Genomic DNA, 14,188 nt, shown 5'->3' with positions numbered 1-14,188 from the left:
TCTCCTGTCATGGTTTTGTGCAGCACCTCATGGGGGCGGGTGCTTGACAGGGATGCTATGCGGTCTACTTTGGCCGAGCAAGACTGAACTTTGACCAATTTTTGGCCGAACTAAAACACTATGCGCAATGTGGTTTGTATTCCAGAATACTGATCAAAGGGGAGGGGGGGTTAAGCAGCCACATTAGCAAGTAGCATGAAGCTTCAGCGACACGTGCGTCACGCATATTCCTTTCTTTAATTAAAAAGAGAAAATCACTGAAAACAAGCGATTCTGGGCAAAGAGAAAAACATCTATCAAATACAGGAGAAAAAATGTTTAGACGTATAACCGTCGGGAACTTTAAGCGCTTCCAGAGTGCATCCATTAATCTCGAAAAGCTCAATATCATTGTAGGGCCAAACAATTCAGGAAAGTCCTCATTAGTAGGAGCCCTTCGACTCATCTGCCAAACTCTTGACAGCTATGACGACCAGGTCCCATTACTTCTCAATGGCCCATTCGGCGATTTTGGCACTTACAAAGATCTTATTTACAAGAACCATCGAGGCCGCCCTTTAGAAATACAATTTGAATTAGATATTCCAAGCGTAGACACAGGAAACTCGGAAAACTCAATTCTAAACATAGATCTAGTCTTCAAATACAGCCAAGAAGATCGCGAGGTCTACGCCCAATCTATAAAAATTGCATTGGATGGAGATCATCTAGCCTCAGCAAAATACTCTCGCGAAGGCCAAAGATACAACATCGAACGCTTGGGCACTTTGGATATACCTCCAAGCCTGAAAAATTATATTTCCAGAGAATTTAGATTTCGCCACTTTTTTCCCGTCCCCGTTACTCAACGCTTAGGTGTTTTCGAAAGCGATAGAAGGAACGTATACAAGGAATTTACCGAAGACTTCAACAGCGGACCAAATCATGCTGTGTTGAGGAAGCTCGCGAGAATTTGGCCTCGCCTTGCGTCAGCCGTAGCTCGCTCAGACTATTTAGGACCACTTCGCATCGCGCCATCAAGAACCTATTTATTTAGTGGCGAGCGCAGCAAACGAATTGGCATATCAGGAGAAAATCTTACTTCGATACTTGCAACAAAGGATCGAAAAAGGGAAAAGTCCGAAGGCTTGACTATTCAAGACCATATCAATAGATGGCTTCAAAGTGCGGAAATGGGAAAAGAGGCAATGCTTGTGCCAATTTCAGATCGGCATTTTGAGATTCGCATCCAAAATTTCTTCACAAAGGAAGATCAAAACATTGCCGATGTGGGGTATGGACACAGTCAAGTTTTACCATTTTTGGCGGGCGGGCTCGCGTTGCCAAAAAATTCAACATACCTAGCAGAACAACCTGAACTGCACCTTCATCCAAAAGCTCAAGCGGAGCTCGGTGACTATTTATTGAGACTGTATAAAAACTCGGTACAGACTGTTATCGAAACTCATAGTGAGCATCTCATTCTCCGAATGCAACAGCATATTGCAGCCGGAAACATAAAGCCTGAGGATGTTTGTATATTTTATGTAAGCAACTCACCAGAGGATGACAAAGGTCGCCCGCTAGATGAAATCACGCGCATTGGGATAGACCGGAAAGGACAATTTACAAGAGAGTGGCCAAAAGGATTTTTCCCAGAGAAACTCACCGAATCAAAGCGTCTAGCGAAAATTCGGATGGAGCAAATAGGCCTAGATTTTTAAATGCTGGCGGGCACAACAATGCAAACATTAGTCATAGATGCAAACGTTTTTCGAGCCTACGCACTTGAAGAGGTCAGCGAAATCAAAACCCCCGAGCGCACAGATTCAGCACTCAGTTTATTTGAACGCCTAGGCAACAACGCGGTCGCCTTTCTCGATGAGGGGGGCCAGATCCAAAATGAATGGAGCGTATTAGCCAACTTTGCCGCGGAGTGGTTTGAAGAATGGCTGGCAGATGGCTTCTCAAGTGGTCGTTTTTATGAGGTAACAGCCTCCACGGATGCACAACTCGTGAAACGATACAGAGCTCTTGGCTTTCCGAATTCAAAAGATATATGGTATATAAGAACGGCGCACGGCCTTTGTCGCCTTTGCAATCGAAATCGACCGATATTAGTTGCAGAAGATATTGATTTCTATGACCCCAAGCAGAAGCAAGCAGTTAATAAAAACGCCATTTTTCTTTCAGGGAAGGGGCCGGTGTCAAAACAACTTTCCAACGATGGCATTGACTTGAAATGCATCAAAAATGCCGTCAAGGATCTTGCCCCATAGCCTGGAGCTTGCTCTCATTAATTTCGTGCATGCCCATTAGCTAGTTGGCGAGGTTTAACTTCCTATCGCTCCTTTCGTTCGTTACAGGGTCGGATAAACGAAATTTACTTTCCGCCCTGACGCTTCCTCGTCCACTTATTGATCAATCTACGGCCACTACAGACGACTTCGGCCTTTTTTTGATCCCGAACAAGCCGCCTACTCCCAAACGCAAACCCCTTACAAAACATCCGCACATCGCCAAACCCAGGCTCACGCACACCGGACGCCACCTGTAACGCGACATAGCGCGACAGCCATGTCTTCCAGCTCCGGCCCGCCCTAGACCGCAGCGCACCCGCGAGCGCGATGCGTGAAACACGTCATCAACCCAAATCTCGTGGCACCACCCCCTTCGCTTCACACCACTGGCGGTAGTCCGCACGCCGATCCGCCGTAGCAATCCGCTGCAGCACCGTGTGATGCGGCCCCAGGTATTCCACGCTGCCCTTCACCACCACATGCACCAGCAGCGTTTCGGTGCCCGTCGCCTCCCACCAGTCCACATTGCCAGCAGGCTCGTGGATGTAGTCGCCCGGCCGCACCACGCGGCCATCGTTCAGGCGGCGCTCGCCCGCCAGCGTCAGGGCGTGCACTTCGCCCGTGTGCCGGTGCAGGCCCAGCCGCGTTCCGGGCGACAGGCGCATCAGTTCCACCCAACCGGCATCGTCGGGCAGGAACTGAATGGGCAGGGACCACTTGCCTTCGCCTTCGGGAATCCAGTCCGCCAGGCCCGCACGCTCCAGCGTCTGGGCCACGATCACGTCGGCAAGGCGGTTGTTCGTTGTCGTCATCGTCATGTCGGTTCTCCTGGGTAGTTGTTGGTTGGTGGATGGCTTGGTTGCTTATTGCTCGGGGTGCTGGTGGCGGTATTCCTGCGTGCGGCCGCCAAAGCCGTACGCTGCGGCGCGCACGTCCTGCACATAGACATAGCTTTCGGGGTGCAGCGTGCCCAGCAGGCCTTCAAAGGCTGCGAACGCCTCGGCGATGTAGCGCGCCTTCTCGGCCTTGGTGTTGGTCTCGTCCACCACCTTGACGTCGAAGTAGAAGCTTGACTGTTTCAGGTCGGCCAGCGACCGGCCGGCGACGTACCAGTCGGCCGGGTCGACAAAGGTGATGACCACGGCCGTGAGGTCACGCCGCTTGCCGAGCACGCGGGTGGTCAGGTCCAGCAGGGTTTCTGCAATGCCGGCAGACAGCTCGGGTGTGCGTTGGGCAGACACTTTGACGTTGAGGATGGGCATGGAGGGCTCCTGTAAAAACTCATGGGGTTGAACGAGCCTTCACTGTAGAAATTGCGCCCCGCCACGGAAACCGCCCGTGGCGATAATGGCTTTTGCTCCGCACGCAAAGGCGCGCACGATGAAAAAAGAACCCCGCTCCTTCCTCCCCGATCCGGCCGACCTGCGGTGGCTGGTGCGGTCGCTCGACCTGCGCTCGTTTTCTGCAGCGGCGCGCGAGATGGATGTGGCGGTGTCAGTCGTCGCGCGCGGTGTGGACCGGCTGGAGGCCGGCTACGGCGTGCGCTTGCTGCGCCGGTCCACACACGGTCTGTCGGCCACGCCCGAAGGCGCAGAACTGGCGCAGGAAGCGCGTGCCTTGCTGGCGCAGCTGGAGGACATCGGGGCATCGCTGTCGGACCAGCGCAGCCGCGTGGCGGGCACCTTGCGCCTGGCCTCCAGCCAGGAGATTTGCGAGGCGTTGGTGTTGCCCCACCTAGCGGACCTGCAGGCGCGCTACCCCGCGCTGCGGGTGGAGCTGCTGGCCGATGACCGTGTGGCCGACCTGGTGACGGAGGGCATCGACGTGGCGCTGCGCACCACCGTGGGCCACAGCGACCTGGTGGTGGCGCGCGAACTGGGCCGGTTTGAGCGGCGCCTGTACGCGGCCCCTGGATATCTGAAACAGCACGGCACGCCCGCCGAGCCTAGCGAGCTACAGCAGCACCACACCGTGACGCACACCGCGCAGGGGCCGGCGGTGACATGGGCCTTTCGCACTGCACAAGGCAAGCCGCTGGAGGTGACCGTGCGCTCGCGCCTGGCCGCCAGCAGTTCGGCCCTGGTACACCATGCACTGGTGGGCGGCGCGGGCATCGGCATGCTGTCCAGCCCGCTCGCGGCGGCCGATGTGGCGCAAGGCCGGTTGGTGGAGGTGCTTGCGCCTTTTGCGTCCCGCACGGTGCACACGCTGTACGCGGTGTCATCACCGGGGCGGCGCAACGCGGCCAGGGTGAAGGCGGTGATTGATTTTCTGGTGAAGGCGTCGAAGGACCGGTGGGCGCTGGCGCCTGTGCGTTGAAGTTCTTTTATGCCCTACGGCTAGCTGGCCGGGGGCTGCCGACCCCAGCCGCAAGACAGCCTGACAGGGAGCAAGTTGCGGACATGCGGGGTCAGTGAGTTGCCCCGCTTTCGTTGGTTGCTAGCAGGCCGTTGCCACCCAGCCTCTGAACGCAAAGCCCATGTAAAACATCTGCACATCGGTGAACCCAGCCTCGCGCAGAATCGCCTCGTCTTCCTGCGGCGTCAGCACCGCCAGCTCTGCAGCCACCTTGTCCCGCGCCTTGGCCGCATGCTCCGGCGGCACACCGGACGCCACCTGAAACGCGGCGTAGCGTGACAGCCACAGGTCGCGCTCCCCTGCCCCGCCCCCGCCGCCACGGCCTGCGCCATCCGCCACGCTCAGATGTGCCACCACCAGCGGCGCACCGGGCTTCAGTCGCCGCCGGATCTCTGCCGCCATGGGCACGCGCTCCTCGCGCGGTACAAAGTGAAAAGTCAGCAGGCACGTGGCGCCATCAAAAGGCCCGGCCGGTGCGCTCTGCACATAGCCGTGGTGCAACGCCACGCGGTCGCCCGCCACGCCCGCACTCTGCAGCCGCTGGGCGGCCAAGTCCAGCATGGGCTGGCTGGGGTCCACGCCGTCGAACCGCCAGCCGGGGTGCGCCAGCGCCATGTCTTCCAGCTCCAGCCCGCCGCCTGCGCCCACCACCAGCACGCGACCATCGGCGGGCACGCGCTCGGCCAGCAGGATGCGGGACATGCGCAGCAGGCTGTCGTAGCCGGGCACGTTGCGGCGTGGGCCGTCGGCGTAGCGGGCAACGGCGGCGGGGTCGGTGAAGGGGGACGTGGTGGGTTGGGTCATGGTGTGTTGCGTGTGGTGGATACGCGCTTTTGCGTTGAGCTTGTCCAACGGCATTGCCAAGTCAGCGCAGGGTTTCGGCAGGCTCAACCCGAACGGTCAGGGGTGGGCAACGTCTGAAAAAATCAAAGCCAAATTGGCCTCTAGCGCTTATCGATCAAGTGCCAGCAGCTATCAATTCAGTAGCTGTCTGTTCGTGCGCCAGCACTGTTTCTGGTTGCATGCTAGCATCACGCAACTTTAAATGTTGCATGAAACGAGATAGCCGCCTTTCCAACGTCCTCCACGCGCTGCTGCACATGGCAGAGATGGAGGGGCCCGCCACGTCTGAGGCGATGGCGCAGGCCATGCAGACCAACCCGGTGGTGGTGCGCCGCCTGATGGCGGGGCTGCGGTATGCGGGGTTTGTCACCTCAGCCAAGGGGCATGGCGGGGGGTGGGTGCTGTCGTGCCCGCTCACCGACATCACGCTGCGCGACATCTACGAGGCGCTGGGCGCGCCTACGCTATTGGCGGTGGGCAACAGGGTGGAGAGCCCCGGCTGCATCGTCGAGCAGGCGGTGAACCGCGCGCTGACCGACGCCTACCAGGCGGCCGAAGAGGCGCTGCTGGCGCGGCTGGGCGAGGTAACGCTGGCGCAGCTCTCGGCCGAGTTTCATGAACGCATGGTGGCCGGGTGCCACGGTCACAAGGAGATTGAGCATGGCGACAGCGGCAGCGACAACCACCCAGGCGTATGAGGTGATCGTGATAGGCGGCAGCTTTGCCGGCCTGTCGGCCGCAATGCAGCTGGCGCGTGCCCGGCGGCGGGTGTGCGTGGTGGATGCAGGCCAGCCGCGCAACCGGTTTGCGGCAGCGTCGCACGGCTTCTTCGGGCAAGACGGCGAGCCGCCGCTGGCGATGATCGAGCAGGCGCGGCGCAAGCTGGCGGCCTATCCCACGGTGGGTTTTGTGCAGGGCACGGTGGTGTCGGCCACGGCGCAGCAACGGGCGGGGTCACCCGAGAACGGGTTTGAAGTGGTGCTGGACGATGGCGCAACCATGGAGGCCCACAAGCTGGTTCTGGCCTTTGGCGTGCAGGATGGCTTGCCCGACATTGCGGGCCTGCGCGAGCGCTGGGGCGCTTCGGTTTTGCACTGCCCGTATTGCCACGGCTATGAATTTGCAGGCCAGCGGCTGGGCGTGCTGTACCACTCGGCAGGCTCGGCCATGCACGCGCAGCTGATTGCCGACTGGGGCCCGACCACCCTCTTTCTGAATGGCGACACCACGCTGGAGAGCGCCGACCGCGAGCGGCTGCAGGCGCTGGGCATCACCATTGAGCCCGCGCCCATCGCCGCGCTGGAAGGCCTGGGCCAGGCGCTGCAGGCCGTGCGGCTGCATGCCACCAGTGGCGGTGATGCGCTCGTAGTGCCGCTGGATGCGCTGTATGTGGCCGCCACCACGCGCCTCGCCAGCCCGCTGGCCGAGCAGCTGGGCTGCGCGTTTGACGATGGGCCCATGGGCCCTTACCTCCGCACCGATGCGAACAAGATGACCACCGTGCCCGGCGTGTATGCCGCTGGCGACCTGACGCTGATGCGGCACAACGCCACGCTGGCCTCGGCCGAAGGGGTGCTGGCGGGTGTGGGGGCGCACCAGGCGCTGGTGTTTGGGCAATAAGAGCAGCTAACAAAACTCTTCTGGCGTTGTTGCCGCGTCTTGTCGTACTGCTCGTACTGCCTGCGACGCAGCGCCTAGCCAGAACCGCTTCGCTGATTTTTGTCAGCCGCTCCAAGTAGCGCAGCGCTGCCGCGGCACCAGGCCACAAAGTAGCAAGATCGGCTAAGTACCGGGGCGCAAGCTGCGGCACACTCTGCGGCCATGAGCCTGGACCAGAGCGCCGATCAGCACTACCGCGACCGCGTGGCCCGCGTGGTCGCCCACATCGTGGCGCACCCGCTGGCAGCGCATCGGCTGGAGGACCTGGCCGCCATTGCCCACTTCTCCCCTTTCCACTTCCACCGCGTCTACAGCAGCATTGCGGGCGAAACCGTGGCCGCCACGGTGCGCCGCGTGCGCTTAGCCTTGGCCACGCGGCTGCTAGAGCAAGGCGGGCAGAGCATCACGCAGGTGGCGCTGGAGGTGGGCTACGACAGCCCGCAGGCCTTCACCCGTGCGTTCAGCCAGTTCACCGGGCAGTCGCCGCGGGCGTTCCAGCGGGACATGCACCGCCTCATCCTTGATCCAGGCGCCGCAAACGCGCATGCAAACGCGCATGCAAAGGCCGAGCAAACGCTGGCCGTGCAGATCGTTGAGCGCCCGGCGCAACGCCTGCATGCGTTGCGCCACCAGGGGCCGCCATCCACCATCCCCCACACGCAGCGGCGGCTGTACCTGCAGTGCGGCCAGCGTGCAACCCACCGGCTGGGCGCATCGTGCGGAGACCCGCAGGACACGGGCGGCGATTTTCGCTACTACGCGGCGGTGGTGCTGCCAGAGCCGCTCCCGGCGGCAGATGGCGGACTGGAACGGCTGGACATCCCGGCAGGCCTGTATGCACGCCACACGCTGACAGGCCCCTACACGCGCATCAACGCGGCACTGGCGGCCATCCACACACGCTGGCTCCCGGCCAGCGGCTACGAACCGGACGACCGCCCCACGCTGGAGCACTACCTCAACTCCCCCCGCAACGCCGCGCAGGCGGACCTGCGCACCGATCTGCTGATTCCCATCCGCCCCACCCCATCCCTATGACCCGTTTTCACTGGCTCTTTCGTTCCCTTTTGCCCGCAGCGCTCTGCGGCGCCACCACCCTGGCCCACGCTGCGGGCTTTGCCTTTATCGAGGTGCCCGCAGACAAGGACGGGCCCGCGCTGCGCGGCGCTGTGTGGTCGCCCTGCAGCGCGCCGCCGGGCCGCATCGAGCTGGCGCCCCTGGTGCTGCAGGGCACGCGGGACTGCCCCCTCACCGGCCAAGGCATGCCATTGATCGTCATGTCGCACGGCACGGGCGGCTCGGCCTTGGGGCACCACGACACGGCGGCCACGCTGGCCGATGCGGGCTATGTGGTGGCCGCCATCAGCCACCCGGGCGACAACTTTCAGGACCTGAGCCGCCAGGGCCACCTGTCGGCCTTTGCAACGCGGCCCGTGGACATGAAGCGGCTGACGGACTACATGCTGGGCGCGTGGCACCGCCATGCCCAGCTGGACGCCAGCAAGGTCGGCCTGTTCGGCTTTTCGCGCGGCGGCTACACGGGCCTTGTCACCATCGGTGCCGTGCCGGACTGGACGTTGCGGCAGGACCTGTGCCCGCCCGAGTCGTCGCGGCCCCTGTGCGGCGAGATCCGTCGCAAAGAACTGCCCGCCCCGCCCGCGCGGGACGCACGCATTCGGGCGGCCGTCATCGTCGACCCCTTGAGCGTGTTTGATGCCAAGGGGCTGGGGCAGGTCGGCATCCCGGTCCAGCTGTGGGCCTCGGCGTTGGGTGGCGATGGCGTGACGCCCCAGAGTGTGGAGACGGTGCGCCAGGGCCTGCCCAGCGCGCCGGACTGGCACGTGGCAGCCAACGCGGGGCACTTCGCCTTTCTGGCGCCCTGCCCGCCAGCACTGATGGAAGCGATGCCAGCAATCTGCCGCGATGCAGCGGGGTTTGACCGGGTGGCTTTTCACCAGATTTTTAATGCCCAGGTGCTGGCGTTCTTTCAGCGGCACATCGTGGCAGCCAGAGCACCCTGAGGGCAGGCTGGAATTCGTCGTCCCCACGCGGCCCGTGGGTTGACGCAGCCAGCGCCGGCCACCTACACTGCCAACCTCGCTTCTGACCTTTGGGGTTGGAGCGAACCGCAAAGCCCTCCACCACCGTTGAGGGCTTTTTTTCGTCCGCCCTATGGAAAGCTCTCCCTGCTTGCAGAGAGGGCTTTTTGCATTTCTGGAGCCCTTATCTCATGCAAACCGCTTCGACCCACACCACCCCCGCAGCCGTTGCAGGCACCGCCCCACGCATCCACCTGGTCATCGGCCCGGTGGGAGCGGGCAAGTCCACCTTTGTGCGCCACCTGGTGCAGCAGCACCGCGCCGTGCCGCTGAACCTGGACGACTGGATGGCCACGCTGTTCTCGCCTGACCGGCCCGACACGGCTGACATGGCCGATGTGATGGCCTGGTATGTGCCGCGCACGCTGCGCTGCCTGGCGCAAATCTGGAAGACCGCCGAAGCCGTGCTGGATGCGGGCCACGATGTGGTGCTGGAGGTGGGACTGATCCAGACCCACCAGCGCGACGCCTTTTATGCCCGCATGGGGCCGTGGGCCGACGCCATGGTGGTGTATGTGCTCGATGCTCCGCGCGAGGTGCGCCGCGAGCGTGTGTTGCGGCGCAATGCCGAACAGGGAGCGACGTTTTCGATGGTGGTGCCGCCGCACATCTTTGAGCTGGCCAGCGACCTGTGGCAACCGCCCGGCGATGTGGAGTGCGCGGAACGCACCGTGGTGTTTGTGCCGTTGGCGGAGCGGTAGGCCGTGGTTGCAGCTGTGCTTGCACGCAGGCCCTTCCGTGGCGATGGAAGTGCCCCGGGGCCAGACCACCTCGACTACATGAACTGCGCGCGCAGCCCCACCATGAGGCGCCTGCCCGCGGCGGGCTCGAAGTAGCGACCGTTGGCGTCGTTCACGATGAGGGTGGCCGCGTGGTGGCGGTTGAACACGTTGTCGAGCCGGGCCCAGAGCTGCCAGCGCGTCGTGCCTGCACCTGCACCTGGACCTGCTTGTTGGCCGCCCCAGCCGTAGGCCGCGTGCAGGCCCAGCACGGCAAAGCCTGCGGCCCGCTCGCTGTTGACATCGTTGGCAAACACCGGCCCTGACACATTGGCTGCAGCCCCTAGTTGCCAGCGCGCGGTGGGTGCGTAGTCGATGGCAAGCTGCGCAGCGTGCCGCGCCGTGCCCGGCAACTGGTTGCCTGCGGCGACGTTGGCGCCCCCTGCCCCGGCGTAGGCGCTGCCAAAGTGGGCATCCAGGTAGGTGTAGCTGGCGCGCGGGGCCCAGGTGCCCCACTGTGCACGCCAACCCACTTCAAGCCCCCGGCGCCGCACGTTGTCCACGTTCTGGAACACCGAGCGGCCGTTGACCGTGGCCACGGGCACGATCTCGCCCTGGCTGCGGGTGTCGAACCATGCCAGCTCCAGCTGCTGGTGGGCGCCCTGCCATTTGGCGCCCACCTCCCACTGGCGGCTGCGGGCGGCAGCCAGGCCGAAATTGGGGCCGGTGTTGCCGGTGCTGTAGGCCATCTCGGCCAGCGTGGGGGTTTCAAAGCCCTGGCCTGCGTTGGCGTACAGGTTGAGCTGGTCGGTGGCAGCCCACACCAGACCCAACGCGGGGCTGGTGTGGCGCCAGTTGCGCGCGCCACTGTCGTCGGGGTTGGCGGGGGTGATGTAGCGGTCATCCACCTGCACGCGCACCTGGCTGGCGCGCAGCCCGGCGATGGCGCGCCAGCGGGGGGAGAGCCAGGCGTCTACCTGGGCATACACATCGGTGTTGGCGGCACTGTCTTGTTCGTCGCGCCGCAGCGCACCGCTGGTGCCCGCGTTGTTCACGAACCCTTGGCGGTGTTCGGACAGGCGATTCGCCTCTGCCCCCACCGTCCAGGTCAGGGGCAGGCCCGAGGGCAGACGCACGGCCCGCGTCCAGGTGGCGGCCGCGCCGTGGTAGCTGCGGTCCAGGTCCACCACCCCGCCTGCGCTGTTGGCCGCCGCACCGCTGAACGACAGGTACTGCGTGAGCTGGCGCCCACCGCCATAGGCGCGCAGCCGCACGCTGTCGGTGTCACTGAGCTGGCGCTCCAGCACCAGGCCCAGCTGGTTCTGGCCCACCGACTTGCGGGTGTTGAAGGTGGTGGCCAGGGCGCTGGCCTGGCGCGGGTCGCCATCGAACTGCGCGCGCGTGAGGCCCAGTGGGTCTTGCGCCATGGGCTGGTCGTACAGGTTGACCAGGGCCGTGATGCGCGTGCGGCTGTCGGGCTGTGCCTGCAGCTTGGCGTTGAGGTGCGTGCGCCGCGCGGCGCTGTGGCCGCGCCAGCCCTCGGTTTCGAAGTGCGACACCCCCAGCAGCCCGCCCAGGCGCTGGTCGCCAAAGTCCAAGGATGCATCCACCAGCCGCTGGCCGAACGAGCCCACCGCCAACCCCGCCTGGGCGCCACCGCCGGGCCGGGGCGCGCGGGTGGTGACCTGCACCACGCCCCCCGCTGCGTTGCCATACAGCTGCGCGAGCGGGCCGCGCAGCACTTCGACCTGGCTGGCCGACGGCAGGTGTGCGGTGGCCGCCTGGCCCTGGCCGTCAGGCATGGTGGCGGGGATGCCATCCACCAGAATGCGCACGCCCCGCACACCAAAGGTGGCGCGGGAGCCAAAGCCACGCACGGCGATCTGCAGATCCTGCGCGTAGTTGCCCCGGTCTGTGGCCACCACGCCAGCCTGCCCGGCCAACAGCTCTGACAGATTCACCAATGGCGTGGGGGCCGTGAAGGCATCCACGGCCACGCCGCTGTGGCTGGCTGCACTGTCAAACTGGCGCTGCGCCTGCGCGCTGCCGGTGACCTGCTGGGTTTCAAGTGTGGGGGGCGTGGTGGGCAGTGATTGGGCGGGATCGGCCGGGCTATCTTGCGCATGGACATGGGCGTGCGCCACCACACACGCGCAACCGGCCAGGATGCGGGCAACCCGGTTAACTGGGGCGGCGTGGGGCCAATGGGTGGCTGCAAAAGACATGGGTGCCGATTCCTGGTTGCGGAATTTCTGAACGGGGTTTTACGAAGCGTCGCGTGGCGGGCACAGGGGCCAAGCCCCGCAAGCCGCAGGATAGTCTGCTCTGGCCCCGTGGCGGTCTTGCCAACCCACCGCAACGAAGGGCCGAGCACCTACGCAGACGTCATTCGGACCGCACCACGCGCCAGACCACGTTGCCCACGTCGTCGGCCACCAGCAACGCTCCCTTGCCGTCCAGCGCCACGCCCACGGGGCGGCCATAGGCATCGCCGTCCTTGCTCAAAAATCCCGTCAGAAACGCCTGGGGAGGCCCCGAGGGGCGCCCGTCGGCAAAAGGCACGAACACCACGTTATAGCCCGTCAGCTCCTTGCGGTTCCACGAGCCGTGCTGGCCGATGAACGCGCCGCTGGCGTAGGCGCCGGGCATGCGGGCGTCGGAGAACGCCAGGCCCAGCGGCGCAACGTGTGAGCCCAGGCCAAAGTCGGGGGCGATGGCCTTGGCCACCATGTCGGGGTTGGGCGGGTTGACACGGGTGTCGACATGCTGGCCCCAGTAGCTCCACGGCCAGCCGTAAAAGGCGCCGTCCTTCACCGAGGTGAGGTAGTCGGGCACCAGTTCGTTGCCCAGCTCGTCGCGTTCGTTCACCACCGTCCAGAGCACCTTGCTCTGCGGCTCCCAGCCCAGGCCGTTGGGGTTGCGCAGGCCGGTGGCAAACAGCCGCTTGCTGCCAGTCTCTACATCCACCTCCCAAATGGCGGCGCGGCCCTCTTCCGCCGCCATGCCGTTGTCACCCACATTGCTGTTGGAGCCCACGGTGGCATACAGCTTGCGGCCATCGGGGCTGGCGATGATGTTCTTGGTCCAGTGGTGGTTGGCCCCGGCGGGCAGATCGGTGACCCTGACGGGTGCCGTGTTGACCGAGGTCTGCCCGGCTTCGTAAGGCACCTTCACCACACCGTCGGCCGTGGCAATGAAGAGCTGGGTGCCCACCAACGCCATGCCAAAGGGCGAGAGCAGGTTTTGCATAAAGGCGGTGCGCACATCCGCCACGCCGTCACCGTCCGTATCGCGCAGCAGCGTGATGCGGTTGGCGCTGGGCGTGCCAGCACCAGCGCGTTTCATCACCAGGCCCATGGCCAGGCCACGCAGGCCGTCGGAGTGCACGTTTTTGGCGCCCTCTGCAGGCGGTGGCTTGTTGCTTTCCGCCACCAGCACGTCGCCATTGGGCAGGGTGTAGACCCAGCGGGGATGGTCCAGCCCACGCGCCAGCGCCGTGACCTTGAACCCCGCAGGGGCCTGCGGCTGGGTGCCCTGCGGCCAACCCTGTGCAGGTGCGATGTTGAAGGTGGGCACCAGGCCACTCTTTTCCGGTGCGGGCAATTGCGGGTTCGGACCCAGGCCGGGGCCAGGGGTGGCCGGCTGGGCCAGGGCCAGAGCCATGGACCCAGCCAGGGCCAACGCCAGCGGCCCCTGGGTGAAGCGGTGGGAGCAGAGGTGCGTTTTCATCAACGCAGTATGGGCGGCCCGATTTGCGGGCAGCTGTAGGCCAGTGCCGTCAGTTCCGCATGTGATGGCGGCGTGTGACGGCGGCGTGCGCACCGTGCACCCACATAGAGGCAGCGGGCACACACAATGCCGCGTCGATTTTTGTCTTGGTAGCCTTGGATGCCCTCCTGCGCCGCGCCAAGGGCATGGTGGCCAACTGGCCCAGCGCCTGTGGAAGGTTGTCGGTGCTGCCGCCGGACCCTGTGCTCGCTTGAACGGGCTGGCGGGAGGTGCGTTTTGACCTCGGGCCGGACTTGGGTTCGGATCATCGGTCGGTGGTGGTGCAACTGACGGAATCGCTGTAGTGCACACCACCCGAATACTACTGATTTGATAGCTTGAAGCGCTTATCCATCAAGCGCTGGATACCTTTTTCGGCATAATTTCTGCGGAGGCGTTCCTCTACGGCCTGCGAGCACAACGGGCCGTTCACGCTGAGCCTGCCCAATCACCTGGTGGGCCA

General features: G+C 63.7%; 13 protein-coding genes. 8 read left to right on the top strand and 5 right to left on the bottom strand.

All coding sequences use genetic code 11. The features are described from left to right. The first annotated feature begins 314 nt into the window (after window positions 1-314). Window positions 315-1,703 (top strand): DUF3696 domain-containing protein, encoded by a 1,389-nt coding sequence (locus tag AC2YJX_RS19650; protein ID WP_487257034.1) that lies wholly within the window; start codon window positions 315-317, stop codon window positions 1,701-1,703. Then, a complete protein-coding gene (locus tag AC2YJX_RS19645) occupies window positions 1,704-2,258 on the top strand; it encodes a hypothetical protein (protein WP_487257033.1) in 555 nt (184 codons plus the stop codon). A 365-nt stretch (window positions 2,259-2,623) separates the two neighbouring features. Here the strand turns inward: AC2YJX_RS19645 and AC2YJX_RS19640 are convergent, their stop codons facing one another. Both AC2YJX_RS19640 and AC2YJX_RS19635 read right to left on the bottom strand, forming a co-directional pair. Then, window positions 2,624-3,097 carry a cupin domain-containing protein gene (locus tag AC2YJX_RS19640; protein ID WP_487257032.1) on the bottom strand — a complete coding sequence of 158 codons (474 nt, stop codon included), beginning with the start codon at window positions 3,095-3,097 and terminating at the stop codon, window positions 2,624-2,626. A gap of 45 nt (window positions 3,098-3,142) precedes the next feature. Further along, window positions 3,143-3,541: a tautomerase family protein gene (locus tag AC2YJX_RS19635; RefSeq protein WP_487257031.1), complete on the bottom strand. Its 399-nt coding sequence runs from the start codon at window positions 3,539-3,541 to the stop codon at window positions 3,143-3,145. A gap of 118 nt (window positions 3,542-3,659) precedes the next feature. Between AC2YJX_RS19635 and AC2YJX_RS19630 the strand changes: the two genes are divergently transcribed. Then, window positions 3,660-4,598 carry a LysR family transcriptional regulator gene (locus AC2YJX_RS19630; protein ID WP_487257030.1) on the top strand — a complete coding sequence of 313 codons (939 nt, stop codon included), beginning with the start codon at window positions 3,660-3,662 and terminating at the stop codon, window positions 4,596-4,598. Between the two features lie 120 nt (window positions 4,599-4,718). On the opposite strand, the gene AC2YJX_RS19625 is transcribed toward AC2YJX_RS19630, so the two are convergent. Next, on the bottom strand, window positions 4,719-5,441 hold the full coding sequence (locus AC2YJX_RS19625) for a class I SAM-dependent methyltransferase (RefSeq protein ID WP_487257029.1): 723 nt from the start codon (window positions 5,439-5,441) through the stop codon (window positions 4,719-4,721). Window positions 5,442-5,689: 248 nt separating this feature from the next. On the opposite strand from AC2YJX_RS19625, the gene AC2YJX_RS19620 reads away from it, so the two are divergent. The 5 genes from AC2YJX_RS19620 to AC2YJX_RS19600 all read left to right on the top strand — a co-directional run bounded on the left by AC2YJX_RS19620 (window position 5,690) and on the right by AC2YJX_RS19600 (window position 9,939). Beyond that, entirely contained in the window at window positions 5,690-6,178 is a 489-nt protein-coding gene (locus AC2YJX_RS19620; RefSeq protein WP_487257028.1) for an Rrf2 family transcriptional regulator, read from the top strand. Further along, window positions 6,141-7,100 carry an NAD(P)/FAD-dependent oxidoreductase gene (locus AC2YJX_RS19615; RefSeq protein ID WP_487257027.1) on the top strand — a complete coding sequence of 320 codons (960 nt, stop codon included), beginning with the start codon at window positions 6,141-6,143 and terminating at the stop codon, window positions 7,098-7,100. Before AC2YJX_RS19620 ends, AC2YJX_RS19615 begins: the two co-directional genes overlap by 38 nt. A gap of 201 nt (window positions 7,101-7,301) precedes the next feature. Then, the gene (locus AC2YJX_RS19610) at window positions 7,302-8,177 is read left to right on the top strand and encodes an AraC family transcriptional regulator (protein ID WP_487257026.1); all 876 of its coding nucleotides are present in this window, start codon (window positions 7,302-7,304) and stop codon (window positions 8,175-8,177) included. After that, entirely contained in the window at window positions 8,174-9,160 is a 987-nt protein-coding gene (locus AC2YJX_RS19605; protein WP_487257025.1) for an alpha/beta hydrolase family protein, read from the top strand. The genes AC2YJX_RS19610 and AC2YJX_RS19605 overlap by 4 nt, the downstream gene beginning before the upstream one ends. 209 nt (window positions 9,161-9,369) lie before the next feature. Continuing rightward, a complete protein-coding gene (locus AC2YJX_RS19600; RefSeq protein WP_487257024.1) occupies window positions 9,370-9,939 on the top strand; it encodes a P-loop nucleotide/nucleoside kinase family protein in 570 nt (189 codons plus the stop codon). A 74-nt stretch (window positions 9,940-10,013) separates the two neighbouring features. On the opposite strand, the gene AC2YJX_RS19595 is transcribed toward AC2YJX_RS19600, so the two are convergent. Both AC2YJX_RS19595 and AC2YJX_RS19590 read right to left on the bottom strand, forming a co-directional pair. Further along, the gene (locus AC2YJX_RS19595) at window positions 10,014-12,182 is read right to left on the bottom strand and encodes a TonB-dependent receptor family protein (protein WP_487257023.1); all 2,169 of its coding nucleotides are present in this window, start codon (window positions 12,180-12,182) and stop codon (window positions 10,014-10,016) included. A 160-nt stretch (window positions 12,183-12,342) separates the two neighbouring features. Next, a complete protein-coding gene (locus AC2YJX_RS19590; RefSeq protein ID WP_487257022.1) occupies window positions 12,343-13,686 on the bottom strand; it encodes a PQQ-dependent sugar dehydrogenase in 1,344 nt (447 codons plus the stop codon). Window positions 13,687-14,188: the final 502 nt, after the last annotated feature.

The sequence above is a fragment of the Acidovorax sp. SRI_002 genome, from assembly GCF_057586455.1.
Note: the sequence above shows the minus strand (reverse complement) of the source record. Positions and strands in the feature narration are given on the sequence as shown.